The following is a 23,498-nucleotide window of genomic DNA, read 5'->3' as shown; positions in this document are numbered from 1 at the left end:
GCCGGGCGGGGAGGTCGGGGGCGTGAGGGGGTCAGTGGCCGCCCGGGGTTGCCTTGGGGTCGGGGCCCGCGGCTGCTTCTTCCGCGCTGTAGATGTCCGGCTCCAGATAGATGACGCGGGCGATCGGGACCGCCTCGCGGATGCGGGACTCCGCCGCGTTGATGGCTGTCGCCACTTCCTGGGCCGTGTCGTCGTGCTGGACGGCGATCTTGGCGGCGACCAGGAGTTCCTCGGGGCCGAGGTGCAGGGTGCGCATGTGGATGACCGAGGTCACCGTGTCGCCGTCCACGATGGCCGACTTGATCTTCTCGACCTCGTCCGTGCCGGCCGACTCACCGAGCAGCAGCGACTTGGTCTCCGACGCGAGGATGAGGGCGATCAGGATCAGCAGGATGCCGATGCACAGGGTGCCGATGCCGTCCCAGACGCCGTCGCCGGTGGCCAGGGCGATGCCCACGCCGAGGAGGGCCAGGACCAGGCCGACCAGGGCGCCGAAGTCCTCAAGGAGGACGACGGGGAGCTCGGGGGCCTTGGCGCGGCGGATGAACTCCTTCCAGGAGAGCTTGCCCCGGGTGACGTTCGATTCCTTGATCGCCGTACGGAAGGAGTACCCCTCCGCGATGATCGCGAAGACCAGCACGCCGACCGGCCAGTACCAGGCCTCGATCGCGTGCGGGTGCTTGATCTTCTCGTAGCCCTCGTAGACCGCGAACATGCCGCCGACCGAGAAGAGCACGATCGAGACCAGGAACGCGTAGATGTACCGCTCGCGGCCGTAGCCGAAGGGGTGTTGGGGGGTCGCCTCGCGCTGGGCCTTCTTGCCGCCGAGCAGCAGCAGCCCCTGGTTGCCCGAGTCGGCGAGCGAGTGGACGCTCTCCGCGAGCATCGACGACGATCCGCTGAACAGGAACGCCACGAACTTCGCCACCGCGATGGCGAGGTTGGCGCTCAGCGCCGCCACGATGGCCTTGGTTCCGCCTGACGCGCTCATGGAGTTGCCGTCTTCCCTTCGTCGGTTGCCCTCTGCGGGGACCGGCCCTGCCGGACCCCGCGGCGGCACATTGTTACATCAGGCAACCACGGTGGCGCGGAACACCGTTCCCGTACCGGACAGTTCGGACTTCTCTTCCGCGGGTACGAATACGGCCGCGCCCGGGGTCAGCGTCAATCCCCCGACCGAGGGACTGCCCGCCGTGCAGAGGACGATCTGCGGGGTCGCCGCGGTCAGTTCGGTGGGGGCCGCGCCCTCCGCCCGTACGAAGCGGGACAGGCGGAACTCGTCGATCGGCGTCTCGTAGAGCTCCTCCCCCGACGGCGAGGCCTCGGGTCGCAGCACGCCCGGGTCGGTCGGCTCGAAGCGCACGACGCGCAGCAGTTCGGGGACGTCGACGTGCTTGGGGGTCAGGCCGCAGCGCAGCACGTTGTCGGAGTTGGCCATGATCTCCACGCCCATGCCGCTGAGGTAGGCGTGTGGGACTCCGGCGCCGAGGAACAGGGCTTCGCCGGGCTGGAGTTGGACGTAGTTGAGCAGCATCGCCGCCAGGACGCCCGGGTCGCCGGGGTAGTGGTGCGCGAGGGAGGCGTACGCGGTGTACTGGGCCCCGCCGAGGCGTTCGCAGGCGGCGGCCGTCTCGGTCACCGTCGCCGCCATCTCCTCGCGGTCCGCGGTCAGTACGGCCGTCAGGACCTCGCGCAGGGCCGCCTCGGCGGGGTGGGCGCGCAGCAGGTCGACGTACGGCTTGAGCGAGTCGACCTCCAGGGCGGCCAGCGTGCGCGCGGCCTCCTCGGGGGTGCGGAAGCCGCACAGGCCCTCGAAGGGGGTGAGCGCGCAGATGAGTTCGGGCTTGTGGTTGGCGTCCTTGTAGTTGCGGTGCGGGGCGTCGAGCGGGATCCCGGCGCGCTCCTCGGCGTCGAAGCCCTCCTTGGCCTGCACGAGGTCGGGGTGGACCTGGAGGGAGAGGGGCGCGCCCGCGGCGAGGAGCTTGAGGAGGAAGGGCAGCCGGGGGCCGAACCGGGCCACCGCGGCGCGGCCGAGTTCGCCCGCCGGGTCCGCCGCGATCACGTCCGACAACGATGTCGCTCCGGCTCCGCGATCGAGTTGGGAAGGGGCTCCGGGGTGGGCTCCCATCCACATCTCGGCCTGCGGCTCGCCGGTGGGCTCGGTGCCGAGGAGCTCCGGGATGAGGGTGGCGGAGCCCCAGGCGTAGGGACGGATGGTGTTGGTGAGACGGTCCATGGGTCGTCCTGTGTTCGCTTTCGGTTACCAGTCCGGTCCGATCCGCTTCGATCCACTTCGCTTCGGATCGGATCAGACTGGGTTGATTCGATTCGATTCGGGGCGATTCGGTTCGGCCGGGAGATGTTCCGCCTCCCGGCTTCCCGGGGGACGGCTGGGTGATGGCAGGCGCGCCCTGTCCCTGGGCAGACCCCGCCGGGTTCGCGCGGCGGGGTCAGGTCGACGCGATGGTCAGGTAGACCGTCGCGAAGTCGGCGATGGCGAGGAGTTCGGCGAGGCATTCGAGCTCGGTGCCCTCCTCGGGTTCGAGCTCGCTGATCGGGGTGTCGTGGCTCAGCGCGAGTTCGCGGGCGGCCGGAGCCGCGGAGAGGCCGCCGGCCGGGCGGTCGCGCAGCAGGACGACCCGGGCGTGCAGGCGCTCCGGCTCGTCGACGCGGTCGCGGAAGAAGTCGTCCGGGTCGGCCCCGGCCGCGAGCGAGCCCGCGAGCAGCACCCCGTGCGCGGGCAGCGCCTCGGGCAGGGCGGCGGCGAACGCGGGATGGCCGGACAGTTCGCTCAGCACGGCGGCGAACCGGCGCCCGGCCGGGGCCGCGCCCACGCCCTCGGTCCAGATCAGCGGAAGCGACTCGGCGAGCTCGAAGGCGAGCATCTTCGCGGGGTTTCCGTACAGGGCGATCGCCGGGCCGCAGCGTTCCGCGGTCCGGTCCAGACGTGCGGCGATCTTCTCGACGGTCTCGGGGGGCGCGCTCAGCAGGCCGACCCGGTCGAGCAGCGCGAGCAGAGGGGTGAACAGCGACCACAGCGCGCCCGGGCTCGCCGCCGACATCTCCGCCTCGTCGGGCTCGAAGGGGGCCGAGGCCATCGGTACGACCAGGCCGTGCACCCCGTCCACGGCCTCCGCGAGCGGGGAGCGCTGAGGGGCGACGGCGACCACGTTGCAGCCCCGGCGGTAGGCCTGCTCGGCGAGGAGGGCGAGGCCGGGTTCGCTGCCGTCGGTGGTGGTGATGAGCAGCAGGTCCACGGAGCCGGCCCAGCCCGGCAGCGTCCAGCGCAGGGCGCCTGCGGCGGGCGCGACACCGGTGGATTCGAGGCGGGTGACCGGGGCCGAGGCGCCGGCGAGCGCCGTCACCAGGTCGGCGACGCCGGCCGCGGCGGTGCCGGGTCCGGCGATCAGTACCGACCGGGGGCGGCCCTCCGGCTTCAGCTCGGCGATCCCGGCCTCGGCCGCGTGCCGGGCCGCGGTACGGACGCGGGCGCCCGCCTCGGCCGCGCCGCGGAGCAGCCCGCGGCGGTCGGCCCTGGCGAGGGCTTCCGGATCGTCAAGCAGCGACTCGTCGAGCATGGGGGTCGGCCTCCGGCTCTGCTGGGGTGTACCGGGACTGCGCGGGCGGGCTCGTCGCCGGCTCAGGCGGGGCGGCGGGCCTCGTCCACCAGGAGGACCGGGATGCCGTCGCGCACGGGGTAGGCGAGGCCGCAGTCCTTGCCGGTGCAGATCAGCTCGGGCTCGTCCGCCGCGGTCGCGTCGCTGAGCGGCGCGTGACAGGCCGGGCAGGCGAGGATCTCAAGGAGGCCGGCTTCGAGCGGCATGGGGTTCCCTTCGGCGGTACTTCGTTCCGTGGTCGCGCGGGGCGTACGCGTACGCGACGCGCGCGGGGTCGGGCCAGGTCAGCCTACCGCCGGGCCCGGCGGGTTGCGTGCCCCTGGAGGGGGTGGCTCCCGGGACCGGGCGACGGCCCGGGCAGCCCCGTCGGCGTGCGGGGCGGCAGGGCGGGGGCAGCGGGCGCGGGCAGCGGGCGCGGGCAGCGGGCAGCGGGCAGCGGGCAACCCGGCCGCCCGGCGCCCGCTGCCCGCTTCCGGGCCGGCTCTCCTGGGGCGGCCCTCCTGGGCCGGCCCCTCCCGGGTCAGCCCCGGACGAGCGCGAGGACCTCGTCCCGGACCTTCGCCATCGTCGCCGCGTCCCGCGCCTCGACGTTGAGGCGGAGCAGCGGCTCGGTGTTGGAGGCGCGGAGGTTGAACCACCAGTCCTGGGCGGTGACGGTCAGGCCGTCGAGCTCGTCCAGGGTGAGGCCGTCCTGGCCCTCGTAGGCGGCGCGGACGGCGGCCGCGCGGGCCGTCTGGTCGTCGACCGTGGAGTTGATCTCGCCGGAGCCGGCGTAGCGGTCGTACTGGGCGACCAGGGCGGAGAGCGTGCCCTGCTGGCCGCCGAGCGCGGCCAGGACGTGGAGCGCGGCCAGCATGCCGGTGTCCGCGTTCCAGAAGTCGGCGAAGTAGTAGTGCGCGGAGTGCTCGCCGCCGAAGATCGCCCCGGTGGCGGCCATCTCCTGCTTGATGAAGGAGTGCCCGACGCGGGTGCGGACCGGCGTGCCGCCGTTCTCCCGGACGACCTCGGGGACCGACCAGGACGTGATCAGGTTGTGGATCACGGTGCCGCCGGGGTGGCGGGCCAGTTCGCGGGCCGCGACCAGGGCGGTGATCGCGGAGGGCGAGACCGGCTCGCCGCGCTCGTCCACGACGAAGCAGCGGTCGGCATCGCCGTCGAAGGCCAGGCCGAGGTCGGCGCCCTCGGCGATGACGCGGGCCTGGAGGTCCACGATGTTGGCCGGGTCGAGCGGGTTGGCCTCGTGGTTGGGGAACGTGCCGTCCAGCTCGAAGTACATCGGGACCAGGTCGAGGGGCAGGCCTTCGAACACGGTGGGCACGGTGTGCCCGCCCATGCCGTTGCCCGCGTCGACCACGACCTTCAGGGGGCGGATGGCGGTGAGGTCGACGAGGGCCTTGAGATGGGCCGCGTAGTCCGTCAACGTCTCGCGCTCGACGATCGTGCCCGCCTTCGGCGCGACGGCCGGGGCGCCCTGCTCCGACCACCGCTCGACCAGCTCGCGGATCTCCGCGAGACCGGTGTCCTGGCCGACCGGGGCCGCGCCCTTGCGGCACATCTTGATGCCGTTGTACTGGGCCGGGTTGTGCGAGGCGGTGAACATCGCGCCCGGCAGATCGAGCGCGCCGGAGGCGTAGTACAGCTGGTCGGTGGAGCAGAGCCCGATGAGGGTGACGTCCGCGCCGAGGGCGGCCGCGCCGCGCGCGAAGGCCGCCGAGAGGCCGGGCGACGAGGGCCGCATGTCGTGGCCGACGACGATGGCGTCGGCCTGCGCCACGGTGACGAAAGCGGCACCGAACAGCTCGGCAAGCGACTCGTCCCACTGATCCGGCACCACTCCGCGGACGTCGTACGCCTTCACGATCTGCGACAGATCAGCAGCCACGGCAACCTTCCCTGATGTCGTCGCCGACGCCCTCCGCGGAGCACCGGCCGGGCTCCCAAAGTACCCGGCGCCGACCGGGCGCAGGCCATGGCTCCGGTGGATCCGCGGCCGACTGTGCCAACTCGGCCGCGATACCTGCGGGGTTGGCGGTGGCTGGGGCCGCGGGGTCAGGATTCGGGCGAGCGCAGGACGCGCAGATGGCCTCGGCGGCCGACCTCGACGGGGTCAGCCGCGCGCGCTCCGCCGGCCTCGGCGGCGCGCTCCTGGGGGCGGGCGGCTTCCCGGACGGCGTTGGCAAGCGCTTCCAGGTCGTCGCCGCTGGGGCGGGCCGGGGCGGAGGCGTCGGTCAGGCGGACGACCTCCCAGCCGCGGGGCGCGGTCAGGCGCTCGCTGTGCTCGGCGCACAGGTCGTAACAGTGGGGCTCGGCGTAGGTGGCGAGCGGACCGAGAACTGCGGTCGAGTCCGCGTAGACGTACGTCAGTGTCGCGACGGCAGGGCGGCCGCACGCGGTGCGCGAACAGCGACGTACAGGGCTCACGACGTTGGACGGTACCGCACTCTTGACCGGGCCGCGACGACTCTCCACCAGCTCACTCCCCCGTGTCGCGGTGTGACCTCGGGCACAGGAGGTGTCGGAGCAACTGCGCTGACCTGCACGGGAACAGAGAGCAACGGGGGGTTACCGGCCTTCTGGCGAGCGCCACTTGGGAACGATTCGGTCAAACCACGCGAAATCCTAGGGCCTGGACGGGCCGGTAACCGCTCTCACGCGTGGCCGAAACGGTCATCCGGCGACATGCCTCCGATGTGCCCCCGACGTGCCCGCCGACATGCGCCCGGCGTGGCCCCCGACCCCGGCTCGACACGGGCTCGGCATCGGCCCCGGCCCGGGCTCGACATGGACCCCGCGGAGTCGTCGGCGCGATCGTCGCCGGGCCCGGAGGGCTACGCTGCGTCAGTGATGGACAGCTCCAGCTCAGCCGAAGGAACTGGCCCCCGTACAGGGCCCCGGCGCCGTGACCGGCACGGCCGCGGCATGCGCGGGCCCGTGGCTCCGCCCCAGGTGCCGCTGTCGGCCAGCAGGGCCGAGACCTTCCGCGATCTCGTGCTCGACTCCGTGGAGCGCCTGGAGCGGCGCTGGCCGCAGCTCGCGGAGGTGGAGTTCCTGGTCACGGACGTACCGTTCAAGGAAGCCCCCGGCGGCGCGGACGACGACGCAGACACGCCCTGGAGCGACGAGGCGGTGCCGCTGGGGCGCGCCCTCGCGGCCGGCAAGGACCACCCGGCGCGGATCCTGGTCTACCGCAGGCCGGTCGAGATCCGCACCAAGAACCGGGACGAGCGTGCCCTGCTCGTCCACGAGGTCGTGGTCGAGCAGGTCGCCGAACTCCTGGGCCTGGCACCGGAGTCCGTCGACCCGCGGTACGGCCAGGACTGAGCCCCGCGGGCCGGTCCCGGGGCCCGGCTCCCGGGCCCCGGGTCCCGCCCGCGTTCGGACCGCGACCTTTCGGACCGCGCCCGCTACTTGCCGAGGACCGTGAGGTCCTGGGCGGCGGCCGGGACCGCGACCGTGCCCTTGTCGTCGGACAGCGTCTGCACCGTGAACAGCGGGACCCCGTCCTGAGTGACCGCCAGGGTGCGGGCGGCGTACACGGGGCCGCCGGCCGGGTCGGGCTCGACGGTCAGCGCGTACGAACCCTTGAGGCCGGCCGGGACCTGCGGGTCGACGGCCAGGGTGGTGCCGGCCTTCACCGTGTACGTCTTGGACTGCGGCTCGCCGCCCTCGGTGCCGGCCGACGAGGTGACCTTCACGGAGGCGTCCTTGGTGCCCGGTGCGGTGAGCGCGAGCGTGGCCGCCTTGTCGCGGTTGTCGGTGACCGTGGCGCGGGCGCCGACCGGGGCCGCCGCCGGAATGAAGGCGGTCTCCTGCTTGTCTCCGGTGCCGCGGACCACGCGCAGCGCGGCGACGACCGGAGTGCCGCCGTCCGCATTCGGGGTGAGGGACAGGGAACCCGACTCGCCCCGTGTGACGTTCTTCAGATCGAAGGACGCCGTCATCCCCGCCTTCACGTGGACGGTGTCGAGGCCCGCCGGTGTGAAGCTGCCCCCCTTGCCCGCCAGCTTCACCTTGAGGTCCGCGTCGTCCGCGCCCGGGGCGTGCACGATCAGGCGGACGTCGGTGGCGTCGCCCGGGATGCCCGGAAGCACCTGAGAGGCGGCCGGCTCCGCCGACGCGGGCAGCCAGTCCGCGCCGGCCTTCGCGTCAGTGGCCTGCACTGCCGCGCCCACCCGGCCGGCCCGGGTGGTGACATGCACCGTCAGATCGTCGGCCACCGTGCCGGTGAGTGTGGAGAGGAGGACGGGAACGCTGGACCTGGCGGGGATCGTGATGCCCTCGCCGGTGTCGGTCTTGATGGCACCGTCCTTGCCGAACAGCTCGATGTCCGCGACGGCCGCGGTGTCGTCCGGGTTGGTCAGGTGGACGTAGTCCTGACGGTCCTTGGCCGTGGAGGCGCCGGGGAACCAGAAGTCGGCGTCCGGCGCGGTGCAGTTGGTGCCGAGCAGCGCGCGGCCGACGCCGCCGGTGATCTGGGTGGTCAGCTGGGCGGCCCAGCCCGGGGCGAGCAGTCCGTCGGCCGAGCCGGTCAGGGCCGGGGCGTCGGAGCCGTTCGCGGTGGCGGCGGCCGGCTTGCCCGGCTCCTTGAGGGAGATGACGGGCTTGTCGGACGCCGGCTTGTCGGCGGCCTTCTTGCCCTTGCCGTCCTTGCCCTTGTCGGTGGCGGGCGCGCCGGAGTCGGCGGGTGGCGGCACCGCCGGCGTCAGCGTCGCCATGCCCGGCTTGCCCGCCGAGCCGCCCGTCGCCGTGCCCTTGGGCGTGAACGCCGTGTACGTGGTCTGGGCGAGGTCGGAGTTGCTGGGTGCCGGGCAGAGCAGGCTGGTGCGTTCGACGGGCAGCCGGGCCGGGGCCTTGGCGCCGGTGTCGGCCGAGCCGGCGGGCGCGGTGAGCGAGGCGAAGCCGGTCAGGGCGGCGAGCGCGACGGCCCCCGCGGCGAGGGAGAGGGTGGTGCGCTTCACTGCTGGCTCCCGTCGGGGCGGTGCGGCGGCTGCTGATCGGGGTGCTCGGGCGGCGGATAGCCGTAGCCGTAGGGGTCGTACTGGCCCTCGGGCGGCAACTCCTCGGCCCCCGGCTGCCGGTAGGGGTCATAGCCCTGCCGGGGCTGCCCGTCGGCGTACTGCCCCTGCCCGAACTGACCTTCCGCGCCCGGCACTTGGGGGTAGCCGGAATCGGGGTAGGCCTGCTGCTCGGGATAGGGGGCCGGGGCGTACTGGCCGTCGGAGTACTGCCCTTCGGGGTACTGGCCCTCCGGATACTGCCCGTTGGGAGCCTGTCCTTCGGGTGCCTGGACGTACTGCCCGTCGGGGTGCCGCCCGTCGGTGTACTGGGCTTCGGTGTACTGGGCTTCGGGGTACTGGCCTTCGGGGTACTGCTGATAGCCCGGGTACTGCTGCTGGTAGGGGTCGTAACCCTGCTGCGCCTGCTGGTCGTGCTCGGCGGCTCCGGCCGGGGACGTGGTGGCGTACTGCGCCGCGTCCCACTCCCCGTACGCGGGCTGCGCGGGCAACTCGGCTCCCTGGGCGGCCTGTTCGCCGTCCGGGGGCTCGACGGCCTCGGCCTCGGCCTGGGCGCGGAGCCTGCGGGCCCGGCGGCCCTCGCCCGGGACGGGCTGCGTCGGGACGGCCGCGATGAGCTCCTCCGCCTCGGGCAGGTCGTCGTCGATCCGGCGGCGGCGGCCGGGCAGGGCGAGGACGAAGAGGACGAGGGCGAGCGCGACCTGGGCCCAGATCCACAGGGTGTGGGTGAGCGGAGCGTCGTAGGTGACGTCCAACTTGCCCGCATCGGCGGGCAGTTCGAAGCCCTGGGCCCAGCCGTCGACGGTGGACTTCTTGAGCGCCTTGCCGTCGAGCGTGGCGGTCCAGCCGGGGGCGGCCTTGTCGGCGATGCGCAGGACGCGGCCCGCCTCGCCGGCCGGGACCTTGGTGTGGATGTCGACCGGGTCCGCTGCGACCGGGAGGCTCTCGCCGCCCTTCGCCGGGACGATCACGGCGCGGGCGACCTGGCGGTCCACCCGCCACAGCGCGCTGCCGTCGAGCTGGCTGAGCCGGCTGAGGCCGGGCGTGGCGTCCAGGGTGCGGCCGAACTCGCGGGGGGCGCCGTCGCGGACCAGCACGTAGCGCACGGCGTATCCGCTGAGCTGGCTCGACTGGTCGGCGCCGGAGCCCGCGACCAGGTTGGAGACCACCTTGCCCAGCCCTGCGTCTCCGCCGCCGGACGCGGCGAGTTCGGCGTCGCCGAGCTGCCCGCCCGAGCCGCGCACCAGGGTGTAGGCGACCTTGGCGGGCGAGGTGCCGCCGAGGACGAGGGTGCGGGCCTGGTCGCGGGTGCCGCTCTCCTCGGCGACGAACGCCGGGACCTGTACCGGGTCGCGCCGCTTCAGCGGGCCGTCGGCGCCGCCGATCATCCAGTTCGCGGCGGAGTAGACGGGGCCGAGCGCGGCCGCGAGCGCGATGAGCGCGGCGACCGGCTGGCGCCAGCCGAAGCCGTGCCCGGCGACCCGGGTCCGGCCGTTCTCGGCGCCGACCGCACCCGCGGCGAGCAGCGCGAGCCCGTACACGAGGGTCGCGGGGCCCGCCCAGGCGCTGCGGTTGGACAGGATCGCGAAGAGGAAGCCGGTGAGCGCGACCACCCAGGCGGCGCGGATCGCGAAGGTGCGCTCCGAGCGGAGCAGCGCCGCGAGCGCCGCTCCGACGAGCCCGATGAGCACGAGCCCGCCGACCGTCTTGGCCCCGCCGGGGCTGGCCCCGAGCAGGTCGAGCGCGCCGGCCGAGCCGTCGCCGTACTCCAGTCCCGCTTCCCGCAGGAAGCCGGACGGGCCGGTGAGCAGGGTGAGCGACCAGGGCGCGAGCATCAGGACCGGCGTGCCGACGGCGGCCAGGAAGCGCAGCCCGTACGCGGTGATGTCGGCGCGGCGCAGCGCGAGCACGCCGAGGCCGAGCAGCACCGCGACCGGCCACACCACGGGGGTGAACGCCATGGCGATGGTCAGGAGCAGGGCGTACGTCCAGGTCGCGCGCCAGCTGCCGCGCGCCCCCTCGGCGCGGAGCCCGGCGGCGCTCACCCCGGCCCGGGCGATCAGCGGCAGCAGGACGGCGAGCACGGCGGTGCCGAGGCGGCCCGCGGCGAGCGCGCCGGTGGCGGCGGGCAGGAAGGCGTAGGCGATGGCCGCCCAGGCGCGCAGCTGGCGCGAGGCGACCAGCGGGCGGGAGGCGAAGTACGCGGTGAGGCCGGCCAGCGGGACCGAGCAGACGAGCAGCAGGGTCAGGGCGAAGCCGGTCGAGCCGAAGCACAGTGCGGAGAGCACGGCGATGATCGCGAGGTAGGGCGGCGCGGACTGGGTGCCGCCGGCGCCGATGGGGTGCCAGGCGTCGGCGTAGCGGCCCCACAGGCTGCCGACGTGGTCGGGCGCGGGCAGCAGGGCGCCGCCCATGAGGCTGCCGCCGCCGAGCAGATTGCGGCAGGCGACCAGGGACACGATCAGCAGGAGCGCGAAGAGGACCGGCGCGGGTTTGCGGGCGATCTTCTTCAGACGGGCGAACTGCTCGATCTCCAGGAAGTCGGCGTCGTCGCCGCCGGGGCCCGACTCGACGGCGCCGTGCCGGGAGCCGCCGGTGTCCTCGGCGCCCGCGCCGAGGCTGCCCGCCACCGATTCGACGGTGGCCCGGATGGTGGCACCGGGCGGCGGGAACAGCGGGCGCAGTTCGCTCGCCTCTACGCCGCTCTTGCCGCGCCGCTTGCGTGCGGCGAGGATCCGGCCGGGCCGCAGCAGGGTGCCGAACAGGCCCATGACCTCGTCGACGGCCTGGCCCGGCACCTTGCCCACGAGGTAGGCGACGGTGCGCAGGAGCGTGCCGACCACGATGCGGAGCACCACGTAGGGGAGCAGCGCGGGACGGGAGTTGACGAGCATCGTGTAGACGGCGCCGGCCTTGTCGACCCGGTGCGGGTTGACGACCGAGCGGCCCGCGCAGTCGACGGTGCGCCGTTCGCGGGCGGCGGCCTCGGCGTGCCGGACCGCGGCGTCGGGGGCGACCAGGACGGTGTGCCCCGCGGCGTGCGCGCGCCAGCACAGGTCGACGTCGTCGCGCATCAGGGGCAGTCCCCGGTCGAAGCCGCCGAGTTCCTCCCACACATCGCGGCGGATCAGCATGCCCGCGGAGGACACCGACAGGACGGGGCGCACCTGGTCGTGCTGGCCCTGGTCCTGTTCGCGCCGGTCCAGGCCGGTCCAGCGGCGCCCGCTGTGGGCGATGGAGACGCCCACTTCGAGGAGTTGCTTGCGGTCGTACCAGCCGCGCAGCTTGGGGCCGACGATCACGGCGTGCTCGTTGGAGTCGACGACGCGCAGCAGTTCGGCGAGCGCGTCGGGCTCGGGCGCGCAGTCGTCGTGCAGCAGCCAGAGCCACTGCACGGGCTCGCCGTGCGGGAGTTCGGGCAGGTCGTAGCTGTCGTCGCGCCAGGTGCGCGAGACGGGGTCCCAGCCGCTGGGGCGCTTGAGGTAGGGCAGTTCCTCGGGGCCGAGCACGGGTGCGGTGCGGGCGGCCTCCTCGACGGCGGCGCCGAAGCCGGTGCGGCGGGCGAGGTGCAGGACGCGTTCGGCGCCGAGCGCCTCGGTGACCAGACGGGCGGAGTCGTCGGCGCTGCCGGTGTCGGCGGCGTAGGCGTTCTGTACGGGGCGTTCCTGGCCGAGGAGCCCCGCCAGGACGTCGGGGAGCCAGCGCGCCCCGTCGTGCGAGACGACGACGGCGGTGACGACATGTCGGGGGAACTCGGGAGTCGCGGCCGTCTCGTACGAGGCCGTCGACTGACTGTGCACGGACATCGAGGTACGGGCCCCTCCGCCCCAAAAGGCTGCTGTGCTGACTGCGGTCGGCGCGGCCGGTGTTGCGAGACGGGCTCTGACGTGAACCGGAGTGCCGTGGACAGCGCCCCACACTAACGGCTGCCACACAAACGGTCCGCCGCCTGCGGACGGGGCGCAGGGGGCGGACCGTTGGTTGTGTACGGAGTTGGGCGGTTTGGTCGCCCGGGGGGAGCTCGCCGGGGGTCAGGCGGCGGAACTCGCGGAGGTGGGGCGGACTCAGACCGCGGCCTTCTTCAGACGGCGGCGCTCGCGCTCGGACAGGCCGCCCCAGATGCCGAACCGCTCGTCGTTGGCGAGTGCGTACTCAAGGCATTCCGAGCGGACTTCGCAGGCGAGGCAGACCTTCTTGGCCTCCCTGGTGGAGCCGCCCTTTTCGGGGAAGAAGGATTCGGGGTCGGTCTGGGCGCAGAGGGCCCGCTCCTGCCAGCCCAGCTCCTCTTCGGCCTCGTCGACCAGCAGTTCCTGAAACAGCTCGGTCATGTGCGCCCCTCGTCTGTCTTTGCTGCCCCGTGATGTTGCCGTTACCGAATCCGGCCGAACGACACGAGTGAAATTACAAGTGTGTGGATCCGGGCCAGTCAAGCCGAGATCTGCTATTGGGCCCCGTATTCACTCTGCGGAACCAAGGCTATGCGGAAAGTGTTCAAATCGGCAAAAAGGTGACACATGCCACGGGCCCACGCCACCGTCGCTTCCTGCCGATCCACCCGACTCCCGCTCGGCTGTGACTACAGATGAGGACGAGACGAGTGTGGATCTTGTTGCGCCAGTACCCAGAAAGCGGCCCGGATCACATTCGGATCACGAGAAGGCAATGGCGTTTAATACGCGGTTGCTGCGCCACATCTCCCGCCCCGCGACTGCACAAACCTTTCTCCGGGCCCAGTAACCGGATGAGGTGAATCAATGCCGCCAAATCGGTCATTGGGTTGACAACGCCCCCACCGACCCGGTCTCCTGGATCGCATGTCAGCCACCGCAGCGCACCGAGCGACCCACATCCGTGGGTTCCGCAGCGCTGTCCAGGCTCGCTGTTGCTGTTCCAGCTGTTGATCGCGCGCCGTCTCCTCCACTCGCGCTCCAGCTCCTCCCCCGCCTCCCCGGGACGCCCCGCGTCCGGACGGCCGCCGTCTCCTCGTTCTCCGAGACACCTCATCTGCGACACCCCAGCACTTCTGCCGAGGAACCCCCGCACCATGAACAGCAGCCACAGCGACCTCCAGATCGCCGGCGACATCCTGGAGGTCCAGCACCTCCTCCAGCCCGCCCGCGAGCACCCCGCCACGGTCGCCGAATTCGCCGGCCTTGCCCGTGCCATCGCCGCCGACCGCTCCCAGTGGGCCCACCTGGTCCAGTACGACGCGGTCTCGCGCTGGTACCACCGCCTTCGCACGGGGCCCGGCTACGAGGTCTGGCTCCTGTCCTGGGTGCCCGGACAGGGCAGCGGCGCCCACGACCACGGCGCGTCCTCGGGCGTACTGACCGTTCTGGACGGAGAGTTGGCCGAGCGCACCGACCGGGGCGTACGGCGTCTCGCCGGGGGGACCCAGCGGGTGTTCGCGCCGGGCTACGTCCACGAGGTCGTCAACGACTCCCTGGAGCCGGCCGTCAGCCTGCACGTGTACTACCCGGGTCTGACCGATATGGCGATGCACGCCGGCCAGGCCTCCCCGGCGGCCCAGGATGTCGTACCCGCCTGACACACTCTGTGCATGCGCATTGTGGTTCTGGCAGGCGGCATCGGTGGTGCCCGCTTCCTCCGTGGTCTCAAGTCCGCCGCCCCCGACGCGGACATCACCGTCATCGGCAACACCGGTGACGACATCCATCTGTTCGGCCTCAAGGTCTGCCCCGACCTCGACACCGTGATGTACACGCTGGGCGGCGGCATCAACGAGGAGCAGGGCTGGGGGCGTACGGACGAGTCCTTCACGGTCAAGGAGGAACTCGCCGCCTACGGCGTGGGCCCCGAGTGGTTCGGCCTCGGCGACCGCGACTTCGCGACCCACATCGTCCGTACGCAGATGCTCGGCGCGGGCTACCCGCTCAGCTCCGTCACCGAGGCGCTGTGCGCCCGCTGGCAGCCCGGGGTCCGGCTCATCCCGATGTCCGACGACCGCGTCGAGACGCATGTGGCCATCGACGTGGACGGCGAGCGCAAGGCCGTCCACTTCCAGGAGTACTGGGTGAAGCTGCGGGCCTCCGTGGAGGCGCAGGCCGTGGTGCCGGTCGGCGCCGAGCAGGCCAAGCCGGCGCCCGGTGTCCTCGAAGCCATCGCCACGGCCGATGTCATCGTCTTCCCGCCGTCCAACCCGGTCGTCTCGGTCGGCACCATCCTGGCCGTGCCCGGCATCCGCGAGGCGATCGCCGAGGCGGGCGTGCCGGTGGTCGGCCTCTCCCCCATCGTGGGCGACGCCCCGGTGCGCGGCATGGCCGACAAGGTGCTCGCGGCGGTCGGCGTGGAGTCCACGGCGGCGGCGGTCGCCGAGCACTACGGCTCGGGGCTGCTCGACGGCTGGCTCGTCGACACCGTGGACGCCGGATCGGTGGCCCGGATCGAGGAGGCGGGCATCCGCTGCCGGGCCGTGCCGCTGATGATGACGGACCTCGACGCGACGGCCGCGATGGCCCGCGAGGCCCTCACGCTGGCGGAGGAGGTGCGCGCGTGAGCCCCGCCTCCTTCCGGGTCTGGGCGCTGCCGGGCCTGCCCGAGGTACGGGCCGGGGACGACCTCGCCAAGCTGATCGCGGCGAGCGAACCGGGCCTCGTCGACGGCGACATCCTGCTCGTCACCTCGAAGATCGTGTCCAAGGCGGAGGGCCGGATCACCGAGGCCGCCGACCGCGAGGCCGCCATCGACGCCGAGACGGTACGGGTGGTCGCGCGGCGCGGCACCCTGCGCATCGTCGAGAACCGGCAGGGCCTGGTGATGGCCGCGGCCGGCGTGGACGCCTCCAACACCCCTGCCGGGACGGTCCTGTTGCTGCCCGAGGACCCGGACGCCTCGGCGGCCGCGATCCGCGCCGGGCTGCGCGACACCCTCGGCGTCGAGGTCGGCGTGATCGTCACGGACACCTTCGGGCGGCCCTGGCGCAGCGGTCTCACCGACGTGGCGATCGGCGCCAGCGGCGTACGCGTCCTGGACGATCTGCGCGGCGGCACGGACGCGCACGGCAATCCGCTGAGCGCGACGATCATCGCGCTCGCCGACGAACTGGCCGCCGCCGGTGACCTGGTGAAGGGCAAGGCCGGCGGCCTGCCGGTCGCCGTGGTCCGCGGGCTCGGACACCTCGCGGGCGAGGGCGCGGCCCGCGAGCTGGTCCGCTCGGCCGCCGACGACATGTTCCGTCTGGGCACCTCCGAGGCGGTACGGGAGGCGGTCACCCAGCGGCGCACGGTACGGGCGTTCACGGACGAGCCCGTCGACCCCGGCGCGGTACGGCGCGCGGTGGCCGCCGCGGTGACCGCGCCGGCCCCGCACCACACGACGCCCTGGCGGTTCGTGCTGCTCGAATCCGAGGAGTCCCGCACCCGGCTGCTCGACGCGATGCGGGACGCCTGGATCGCGGACCTGCGCCGCGACGGGAAGTCCGAGGAGTCGATCGCCAAGCGGGTCGCCCGGGGTGAAGTCCTGCGCGCCGCACCGTACTTGGTGGTTCCCTGCCTGGTGATGGACGGCTCGCACAGCTACGGCGACGCCCGCCGCGACAGCGCCGAGCGCGAGATGTTCGTGGTCGCCATGGGCGCCGGCGTGCAGAACTTCCTGGTGGCCCTCGCGGGCGAGCGGCTCGGCTCGGCGTGGGTGTCCTCGACGATGTTCTGCCGCGCGGTCGTACGGGACGCGCTCGGCCTGCCCGAGGGCTGGGACCCGATGGGCGCGGTGGCGGTGGGGCATGCGGCCGAGCCGCCGCGGGAACGCCCGGCGCGGGAGGCTTCGGCGTTCATCGAGGTGCGCTGAGCGCGCCCCTTTTCCCCCAACTCCCTTACAGAACCGCGATGTTGTTGGGCTGAAGGCGCGGGGCACGGCGCGCCGGGGTGCGTCCGCTGAGCAGGATCAGCCGGGCGGCCCGGTGGCGCTGGCCCGCGTACGGTTCGAGCAGGGCCAGCATCTCGTCGTCGTCGGCGTGCCGGTTGCCGCCGAGGGCGTGGCCGATGATGCCGGGCAGGTGGAAATCGCCGACGGTCACCAAGTCGGCTGCGCCGATGGCCCGTTGGAGGGTTTCGGCGGCGGTCCAGGGGCCGATCCCGGGGATCAGCCGGAGCCGTTCGGCGGCCTTGTACTGGTCCATCGCCGCGGCCTCCTCCATGCGGCGGGCCACCCGGACCGCGCGCATGACGGTGTCGGACCTCTTGGAGTCGACGCCGGCCCGGTGCCACTCCCAGGACGGGATCAGCGCCCAGGCCCGGGCGTCCGGCATGACGTACATGCCCTCGGGAGCGCCGGGGGCCGGCTCGCCGAACCCGCGCACCAGCAGGCGCCAGGCCCGGTAGGCCTCGGTGGTGGTGACCTTCTGCTCCAGGACCGAGGGGATCAGGGACTCCATGACGAGTCCGGTACGGGTCAGGCGCAGGCCCGGTCGGTTGCGGTGGGTCTCCGCGAGGAAGCGGTGCCGGGGGGTGAAGGCATCGGGGTCGTCCAACTCGCCGAGCAGGGCGGGGAGTTGATCGAGGATCCACTCCGCGCCCTCGCCCCACGCCTCGGCGTGGGCCGTGCCCCGGGCCGCGGTGACCCTCAGGGTGGCGGGGCCGGCGGGGGTCCTCGACGTGCGCCAGTACGCGCCGTCGGGGGTGGTGCGGAAGGTGGGGTCGCCCTGGCCGCGCCTGAGGGGGCCCAGCGTGAGGGCAAGGTCGAGCGGGCCGCGGCGCGGGGCCCAGGTCCGGGTCCTCGTCCTCCCCGCGGGGCGGGGGGTGGGGATGCGGCTGCCGGTGCGGCTGGCGGTGCCGGTGCGGGGGGTGAATCGTCCTGCCACGCTTCCGAGCGTACGGGGTCCCTCCCGGGGGCGGGAATCCCGCAGCGGGCCAGCACCCCGGGCTGGGGCTCCGCCCCGGGCCCCTGAGCCCCTTTGCCCACCCTCCCGCCCGTGACCCGGCACTGTTTGCTTCCGGCCCCCGGGGGCTCCGCCCCCGGACCCCCGTTCGCGCCTGAAGGGCGCTCGTCCTCAATCGCCGGACGGGCTGAAGATGCCCCCGAACCGGCGCCGCCAAGGGACGCGAGGAACTGCGCGACCAGCCACGCACGGTCCACAGCCGAAAGCGGGTGGGGGCGCGAGGAACTGCGCAACAAGCCACACACGGTCCACACCCGAAAGCGGGTGGGGGCGCGAGGAACTGCGCAACAAGCCACACACGGTCCACACCCGAAAGCGGGTGGGGGCGCGAGGAACTGCGCAACAAGCCACACACGGTCCGCACCCGAAAGCGGGTGGGGGCGCGGGGAACTGCGCGACAAGCGGGCACGGTCCGCAGGCGGACCAGGGGGCCTGGGGCGCAGCCCCCGGAAGCCCCCCACCCCATTCCACCCCCGGAGGGTCTGGGGAAGGGGCGGGGAGGGGCAAAACCCGGGGTCCGGGGCGGAGCCCCGAGAGCCACAGCCCAGGAGGGCAGCCCAGAGCCGGAGGGGGCCGGGCCCCGCGAGGATGGCGCGGCGGAGCCCGGGATCAGGGCAGACCCCACGGAAGCTGGCGCCGCAGGGCCCAGGACCAGGGCAGACCCCAGGGAAGCTGGCGCCGCAGGGCACAGGACCAGGGCAGCGGCCGGTGAAGATGGTGCGGCAGGGCGCAGGAAAGTGGGCCAGGGGCGGGCAAAACCCGGGGCGTTGGTGCGGCGGGGCCCAGGGGTGGGGCTACTGGTCCGAGGAGAAGCGGAGGGAGGCCGCGGGGAGGAGCGCGTCGCACCACACCCGCACCCCCTCGCGGAGCTCATTGTCGGCGCCCACCCGCGCGCCGTCCCCCACGACCGCCCCGGACAGCACCGTGCGCGCCCCGATCCGCGCCCCGGCCCCGACGAGCGAGTCCGTGATCACCGCGCCGGGCTCGACGACCGCGTCGGCCAGGATCGTGCTGCCCACGATGCGCGCACCCGCGCCCACCACCGCCCCGTGGCCCACGACCGTCCCGCCCGTCAGCTTCGCGTCGGGGGCGACCTGCGCGGTCGGCAGGACCAGCCGGTCGCCGCAGCGGCCCGGTACCGCGGGGGAAGGGGCGCGGCCGAGCACCAGGTCGGCCGAGCCGCGGACGAAGGCCTGGGGGGTGCCGAGGTCAAGCCAGTACGTCGAGTCGACCATCCCCTGGAGGTGGGCGCCGCGTGCGAGCAGCCCGGGGAAGGTCTCCCGCTCGACGGAGACCGGCCGGCCCGCCGGGATCTCGTCGATGACCGAGCGCCGGAACACGTACGCCCCCGCGTTGATCTGGTCCGTGACGATCTCCTCCGGCGTTTGCGGCTTCTCCAGGAACGCCGTGACCCGGCCGGTCGGGTCGGTGGGGACCAGGCCGAACGCCCTCGGGTCGTCGACCCGGGTCAGATGCAGGGAGACGTCCGCGCCGGAGGAGCGGTGGGTGTCCACCAGGGCCCTGATGTCCAGGCCGGTCAGAATGTCGCCGTTGAAGATCAGGACCGGCTCGTCGGGCCCGGAGCGGAGCCGGGAGGCCACGTTGCGGATCGCCCCGCCCGTACCGAGCGGCTCGTCCTCCGTGACGTACTCGATGGAGAGGCCGAGCGAGGATCCGTCCCCGAAGTACGGCTCGAACACCTCGGCCAGGTACGACGTCGCCAGGACGATGTGGTCGACGCCCGCCGCACGGGCCCGGGCCAGCTGATGGGTGAGGAAGGGCACGCCCGCCGCCGGGACCATCGGCTTGGGCGTGTTCACGGTGAGCGGGCGCAGCCTGGTGCCCTTGCCGCCGACCAGGAGGATCGCTTCTGTCACCTGTCGTCTCTGCTTCCTGCTGGGGCCGGCCTCGGCGTTCCGTCGGGTTTTCCGCGCAACGCCCGGCCGGCCAGTGTATGCAGACCGCTCAGCTGCTCACACCGGGTCAGCGCCGGCCCTGGAAGTGGGCCGCCGTGGTACGGGCGCTGCCGAGCCTGCCGTACAGGCGCGCCCCCGGGCAGTCGGTGGCGAAGCCGTCGCGGTGGCCGGCGATGGCGTTGAACCTGACGCTGCGCCCCTTCTTGTAGCGGTTGCCGCCGCCGGAGACGAGGGTGCTCTTGCCCGCCGGGTTCACCCCGTACAGACCCAGTTTCCAGGCCGCGAGTTGCTCGACGGCCTTGAGTGCGGCGGCCGAGGGGCTGGTGTTCGAGTACGTGCCGAGGACCGCGATGCCGGTGCTGTTGGTGTTGAACCCCAGCGTGTGCGCGCCCATCACCGCCTTGGTCACACCCCCGGCCCGGCCCTCGTAGATGTTTCCGCACTTGTCGACCGCGAAGTTGTAGCCGATGTCCCGCCAGCCGCTGCTCTTCACGTGGTAGCGGTAAATGCTGCGCAGCACGGAGGGTGCCTGGGCGCAGCTGTATCCGTTGCCCGACGCCGTGTGGTGGACGAAGGCGACCTTGACGCTGTTGGTGTAGACGAAGCCGCGCTCGCGCAGCCGCTCGTCGGCGCCCCAGCCCCTGCGCGTGATGATGCGCGGCCGCGCCCCGACGTACGGCCGCGCGGCCTCGGCGCCGCTCGCCCCGGCCGCCTCGCCCGCCTCGACCGCCCTGCTCGTCCCCGCCGCCTCGGCCCGGCTCGCGGCGCCGTCGAGTGCGGGCAGCACATCGGGCTCCCGCAGCGCCCGGCCGCTGTCGCCCGCTTCGCCCTCGGCGGGGTCGGCGCCCGGGTCGACCAGGTCGAGCCGGAGCCCCCTGGGCAGCGGCTCGCCCTCGGCGTCCTCGGCCCGTACGCGTGCCTCGACCGCGTCCGAGTCGCCCACCCACAGCGGCGCGGTGGAGCCGTGCAGCGGACCGGCGGCCTCGGCGGTGCCGGGGTCGGCGCCGTGGTCGTGGTTGTGGGTCTCCAGGTCCTGCCAGGCCGACCAGGTGCCGGCGGCGCGGGCCCGGGTGCGCACCTGGACGCTGCCGTGCAGTTCGTCCTCGGCGTTGTCCCAGACCACCCCGACCAGGGAGAACGGCCGCACCTCCCGCTGGGCCAGGCCCTCCTGGGAGGCGTCGCCCGCCGCGCGCCCCAGGCCGGGCAGCGGCGCCATCGGCAGCGACTGGGTGGAACCGGCGAGTTCCGCCGTGGCCGGCGGCGCGGCGGTGGGCGCGGCCGCGACGGGCGCCGTGGCCGCCAGGGGGAGGGCGAGGGCCGCTACGGCGGCCACTCCGATCGAAGACGCAAGGAAGCTACGCATGCTGACGATCGTGTACATATGTCAATAAATCTGTCCATGGGTGATCTGACGCCCCGTCGGCCAACCGGTGTACGCGCCGGGGCCACCTCCGCCGGTGCCGCACGGGCGCGCCACGTAGCCTTGCCCGCGTGAACGCCAGCGACCGCACCCATGCCGACCTGCTGCGATCCGCGCTCGCCGCGGACCCGGGCCGCCCCCTCATCACGTTCTACGACGACGCCACGGGCGAGCGCGTGGAACTGTCCGTCGCCACCTTCGCCAATTGGGTGGCCAAGACCGCGAATCTGCTCCAGGGCGATCTCGCCGCCGAGCCCGGCGACCGGCTCGCGCTGCTGCTCCCCGCGCACTGGCAGAGCGCCGTGTGGCTGATGGCCTGCCACTCGGTGGGCGTGACCGTGGAGATCGGCGGCGACCCGGCCGCGGCCGACCTGGTCGTCAGCGGCCCCGACACCCTGGAGCAGGCCCGCGCTTGTAGTGGTGAGCGGGTGGCGCTCGCGCTGCGCCCGCTCGGCGGCCGCTTCCCGCAGCCGCCCGCCGGGTTCGCCGACTACGCCGTCGAGGTGCCGAGCCAGGGCGACCGTTTCGCGCCGTTCTCACCCGTCGACCCGGACGGCCCCGCGCTCGCCGTGGACGGCGAGGAGCTGAGCGCCGCCGAGCTCGTGGCCCGGGCCCGCGCCGAGGCCGCGGAGCTCGGACTCGGCTCCGGTTCACGGCTCCTTTCGGCCCTCGGGTACGACGGCTGGGCGGGTCTGGCGAACGGTCTGTACGCCCCGCTCGCTTCCGGCGGCTCGGTGGTCCTGTGCCGCAACCTGGCCCAACTGGCCGATGGCGGGCTGGAGAAGCGGGCCGAGAGCGAGCGGGTCACCCACCGCGCGCTGTGATCGCGGGGCCCGTGATTCCGCACGGCCCCCGCACCGATCTCCACCCTTGTGGCCCCACCCCGGGCCCGGCCCCCGGGCTCCGGCGGCACCCGCGGTAGATGATCGACCGTACGCACAACCATGCGTGCGATTCGGCCGTCTACCGGGGTGCCCGGCGGCGCGATGCGCCCGCCGACTCCCGTGATGGCCCGTGAGGATGGACGCCGACGTGACCGACAGTGCTGGCACGCCCCCCGAACCGGAGGAGCCGGCCGGGGCCGAGCAGCCACCGCCGGCCGACGGAGCCGCGACCGGGCAGACCGAGGCGGCGGGCGAGCCCGGCCCGGCCGACGTGACCGGCGGGACCAGCGAGAGCGGCGAGAGCGGCGAGAGCGGCGAGAGCGGCGAGAGCGGCGAGAGCGGCGAGAGTACAGAGCGCGCAGAGCGCACGGAGCGTACGGAGAACGCCGGGACCAGCACCGCCGACGGGACCGGCGCCCCCGGCGAGGACGCCGGCTCCCCCGCCGCTGACGCCAAGGGCCGTCGCCACTGGCTGCGTTGGACCGCGCTGGGCGTCTCCGTCGTCGTCCTCGCGGCGGCCGGGACCGGCTGGTGGTTCTACCGGAAGCTCGACGGCAACATCCAGACGGACACCACGGCCGCGCACGAGCTGGACAAGTACGAGCACGACCGGCCCGCCGCCGTCGTGCACGACGCGCAGAACCTGCTGCTCATCGGCTCGGACTCGCGCGCGGGCAACAACTCCGCCTACGGCAGGGACGACGGCGGCAGCCAGCGCTCGGACACCACGATCCTGCTGCACCTCGCGGCCGACCGGCGCAGTGCCACCGCCGTCTCGCTGCCGCGCGACCTCATGGCGGACATCCCCGCCTGCGGCCGGCCGGACGGCGGCAGCACCAAGGCCCAATTCGCCCAGTTCAACTCGGCGTTCGAGATCGGTGGCGCCGCCTGCACGATCCGTACGGTCGAGAAGATGACCGGGGTGCGCATCGACCACCACATCGTCGTCGACTTCAACGGGTTCAAGGACATGGTCGACGCGGTGGACGGCGTCGAGGTCTGTCTGAAGGACCCGGTCGACGACCGCCAGGCCCACCTGAAGCTCCCGGCCGGACGCCAGACCCTGCACGGCGAGCAGGCGCTCGGCTTCGTACGCTCCCGGCACGGCTTCGGGGACGGCAGCGACACCCAACGCATGGACCGGCAGCAGCAGTTCCTCGGTTCGCTGATGAAGAAGGTGCAGAGCAACGGGGTGTTGCTCAACCCGGCCCGCCTCTATCCGGTTCTGGACGCGGCGACCAAGTCGCTGACCACCGACCCCGGGCTCAACACCCTCGGGGACCTGTACGACCTGGTGCGCTCGATGCGTGATATTCCGACCGAGAACATCCGCTTTTTGACCGTTCCGCGACAGCCTTATGCCTACGACGGCAACCGCGACGAGCTCGTACAGCCGGACGCGGACCGGCTCTTCAAGCAGGTGCGCGACGACCAGCCGATCAAGGTGGCGGCCGCGACCGACGTGGAGAAGGCCAAGGAGAAGGCGAAGGAAGGGACGAAGAAGGGAGACGGCCAGGACGACAAGCCGGACGATCCGGACCCCTCGTCCAGCCCCTCGGCTCCCCCCGTCTACTCGGGTACGGATGCCGCCTCGGGCATGTGCGGCTAGGCGGCGCGCAGGTGGGAGACCTGTGAATTCCGCGTGCCCGTCAACGAATTGGTGCCAAATGCCCGGTTATAAAGGGCGTGCAATTTGTCACGGCCGTCGCTCACGGCCGAACTGGCCAGATAGTGTGACGCGATCCGGTGC

General features: G+C 73.3%; 18 protein-coding genes. 6 read left to right on the top strand and 12 right to left on the bottom strand.

Annotated features, from left to right (window positions below):
* Positions 1–31: 31 nt before the first annotated feature.
* The 6 genes from CG740_RS07960 to CG740_RS07935 all read right to left on the bottom strand — a co-directional run bounded on the left by CG740_RS07960 (position 32) and on the right by CG740_RS07935 (position 6,086).
* Positions 32–991: a cation diffusion facilitator family transporter gene (locus CG740_RS07960; protein ID WP_100574225.1), complete on the bottom strand. Its 960-nt coding sequence runs from the start codon at positions 989–991 to the stop codon at positions 32–34.
* Between the two features lie 78 nt (positions 992–1,069).
* The gene (gene manA, locus CG740_RS07955) at positions 1,070–2,236 is read right to left on the bottom strand and encodes a mannose-6-phosphate isomerase, class I (protein WP_100574224.1); all 1,167 of its coding nucleotides are present in this window, start codon (positions 2,234–2,236) and stop codon (positions 1,070–1,072) included.
* A 214-nt stretch (positions 2,237–2,450) separates the two neighbouring features.
* On the bottom strand, positions 2,451–3,578 hold the full coding sequence (locus tag CG740_RS07950) for an SIS domain-containing protein (RefSeq protein WP_100574223.1): 1,128 nt from the start codon (positions 3,576–3,578) through the stop codon (positions 2,451–2,453).
* A gap of 62 nt (positions 3,579–3,640) precedes the next feature.
* Complete coding sequence (locus tag CG740_RS07945; protein WP_100574222.1) at positions 3,641–3,823, bottom strand: Trm112 family protein; 183 nt, start codon at positions 3,821–3,823, stop codon at positions 3,641–3,643.
* 314 nt (positions 3,824–4,137) lie between these two features.
* A complete protein-coding gene (locus tag CG740_RS07940) occupies positions 4,138–5,499 on the bottom strand; it encodes a phosphomannomutase/phosphoglucomutase (protein ID WP_100574221.1) in 1,362 nt (453 codons plus the stop codon).
* 167 nt (positions 5,500–5,666) lie between these two features.
* A complete protein-coding gene (locus CG740_RS07935) occupies positions 5,667–6,086 on the bottom strand; it encodes a DUF3499 domain-containing protein (RefSeq protein ID WP_100574220.1) in 420 nt (139 codons plus the stop codon).
* Between the two features lie 375 nt (positions 6,087–6,461).
* Here CG740_RS07935 and CG740_RS07930 point away from each other — a divergent pair, with 375 nt between their 5' ends.
* On the top strand, positions 6,462–6,938 hold the full coding sequence (locus tag CG740_RS07930; protein WP_234376144.1) for a metallopeptidase family protein: 477 nt from the start codon (positions 6,462–6,464) through the stop codon (positions 6,936–6,938).
* An 83-nt stretch (positions 6,939–7,021) separates the two neighbouring features.
* Here the strand turns inward: CG740_RS07930 and CG740_RS07925 are convergent, their stop codons facing one another.
* The 3 genes from CG740_RS07925 to CG740_RS07915 all read right to left on the bottom strand — a co-directional run bounded on the left by CG740_RS07925 (position 7,022) and on the right by CG740_RS07915 (position 12,960).
* Entirely contained in the window at positions 7,022–8,575 is a 1,554-nt protein-coding gene (locus CG740_RS07925; RefSeq protein WP_100574218.1) for a DUF5719 family protein, read from the bottom strand.
* Positions 8,572–12,438, bottom strand: coding sequence for a glycosyltransferase family 2 protein (locus CG740_RS07920; RefSeq protein ID WP_100574217.1), 3,867 nt, complete (start codon positions 12,436–12,438; stop codon positions 8,572–8,574). The genes CG740_RS07925 and CG740_RS07920 overlap by 4 nt, the downstream gene beginning before the upstream one ends.
* Before the next feature lie 258 nt (positions 12,439–12,696).
* Complete coding sequence (locus CG740_RS07915; protein ID WP_053723761.1) at positions 12,697–12,960, bottom strand: WhiB family transcriptional regulator; 264 nt, start codon at positions 12,958–12,960, stop codon at positions 12,697–12,699.
* A 716-nt stretch (positions 12,961–13,676) separates the two neighbouring features.
* On the opposite strand from CG740_RS07915, the gene CG740_RS07905 reads away from it, so the two are divergent.
* The 3 genes from CG740_RS07905 to CG740_RS07895 are packed head-to-tail and all read left to right on the top strand — an operon-like array spanning position 13,677 to position 16,438.
* Positions 13,677–14,180 carry a cysteine dioxygenase gene (locus CG740_RS07905; protein ID WP_100574216.1) on the top strand — a complete coding sequence of 168 codons (504 nt, stop codon included), beginning with the start codon at positions 13,677–13,679 and terminating at the stop codon, positions 14,178–14,180.
* A 12-nt stretch (positions 14,181–14,192) separates the two neighbouring features.
* Complete coding sequence (gene cofD, locus CG740_RS07900; RefSeq protein ID WP_100574215.1) at positions 14,193–15,149, top strand: 2-phospho-L-lactate transferase; 957 nt, start codon at positions 14,193–14,195, stop codon at positions 15,147–15,149.
* Complete coding sequence (locus CG740_RS07895; RefSeq protein WP_100574214.1) at positions 15,146–16,438, top strand: coenzyme F420-0:L-glutamate ligase; 1,293 nt, start codon at positions 15,146–15,148, stop codon at positions 16,436–16,438. The genes cofD and CG740_RS07895 overlap by 4 nt, the downstream gene beginning before the upstream one ends.
* A 25-nt stretch (positions 16,439–16,463) precedes the next feature.
* On the opposite strand, the gene CG740_RS07890 is transcribed toward CG740_RS07895, so the two are convergent.
* The 3 genes from CG740_RS07890 to CG740_RS07880 form a co-directional block, all read right to left on the bottom strand.
* The gene (locus CG740_RS07890; RefSeq protein WP_442802811.1) at positions 16,464–17,450 is read right to left on the bottom strand and encodes a DNA-3-methyladenine glycosylase family protein; all 987 of its coding nucleotides are present in this window, start codon (positions 17,448–17,450) and stop codon (positions 16,464–16,466) included.
* Positions 17,451–18,322: 872 nt separating this feature from the next.
* Positions 18,323–19,405 (bottom strand): nucleotidyltransferase family protein, encoded by a 1,083-nt coding sequence (locus CG740_RS07885; protein WP_100574213.1) that lies wholly within the window; start codon positions 19,403–19,405, stop codon positions 18,323–18,325.
* Positions 19,406–19,511: 106 nt separating this feature from the next.
* On the bottom strand, positions 19,512–20,807 hold the full coding sequence (locus CG740_RS07880) for a peptidoglycan recognition protein family protein (RefSeq protein ID WP_100574303.1): 1,296 nt from the start codon (positions 20,805–20,807) through the stop codon (positions 19,512–19,514).
* 128 nt (positions 20,808–20,935) lie between these two features.
* Here CG740_RS07880 and CG740_RS07875 point away from each other — a divergent pair, with 128 nt between their 5' ends.
* The gene (locus tag CG740_RS07875; RefSeq protein WP_100574212.1) at positions 20,936–21,688 is read left to right on the top strand and encodes a TIGR03089 family protein; all 753 of its coding nucleotides are present in this window, start codon (positions 20,936–20,938) and stop codon (positions 21,686–21,688) included.
* 208 nt (positions 21,689–21,896) lie between these two features.
* Positions 21,897–23,357 (top strand): LCP family protein, encoded by a 1,461-nt coding sequence (locus CG740_RS07870; protein ID WP_100574302.1) that lies wholly within the window; start codon positions 21,897–21,899, stop codon positions 23,355–23,357.
* Positions 23,358–23,498: the final 141 nt, after the last annotated feature.

The organism is Streptomyces sp. CB01201 (assembly GCF_002803085.1).
GTDB classification, from domain to species: domain Bacteria; phylum Actinomycetota; class Actinomycetes; order Streptomycetales; family Streptomycetaceae; genus Streptomyces; species Streptomyces hundungensis.
Note: the sequence above shows the minus strand (reverse complement) of the source record. Positions and strands in the feature narration are given on the sequence as shown.

Bases quoted from the DNA above. Each gene is read 5' to 3' on its own strand.
- CG740_RS07960 (WP_100574225.1), bottom strand. From the start codon at position 991: ATGAGCGCGTCAGGCGGAACCAAGGCCATCGTGGCGGCGCTGAGCGCC.
- manA (WP_100574224.1), bottom strand. From the start codon at position 2,236: ATGGACCGTCTCACCAACACCATCCGTCCCTACGCCTGGGGCTCCGCC.
- CG740_RS07950 (WP_100574223.1), bottom strand. From the start codon at position 3,578: ATGCTCGACGAGTCGCTGCTTGACGATCCGGAAGCCCTCGCCAGGGCC.
- CG740_RS07945 (WP_100574222.1), bottom strand. From the start codon at position 3,823: ATGCCGCTCGAAGCCGGCCTCCTTGAGATCCTCGCCTGCCCGGCCTGT.
- CG740_RS07930 (WP_234376144.1), top strand. From the start codon at position 6,462: ATGGACAGCTCCAGCTCAGCCGAAGGAACTGGCCCCCGTACAGGGCCC.
- CG740_RS07920 (WP_100574217.1), bottom strand. From the start codon at position 12,438: ATGTCCGTGCACAGTCAGTCGACGGCCTCGTACGAGACGGCCGCGACT.
- CG740_RS07915 (WP_053723761.1), bottom strand. From the start codon at position 12,960: ATGACCGAGCTGTTTCAGGAACTGCTGGTCGACGAGGCCGAAGAGGAG.
- CG740_RS07905 (WP_100574216.1), top strand. From the start codon at position 13,677: ATGAACAGCAGCCACAGCGACCTCCAGATCGCCGGCGACATCCTGGAG.
- cofD (WP_100574215.1), top strand. From the start codon at position 14,193: ATGCGCATTGTGGTTCTGGCAGGCGGCATCGGTGGTGCCCGCTTCCTC.
- CG740_RS07880 (WP_100574303.1), bottom strand. From the start codon at position 20,807: ATGCGTAGCTTCCTTGCGTCTTCGATCGGAGTGGCCGCCGTAGCGGCC.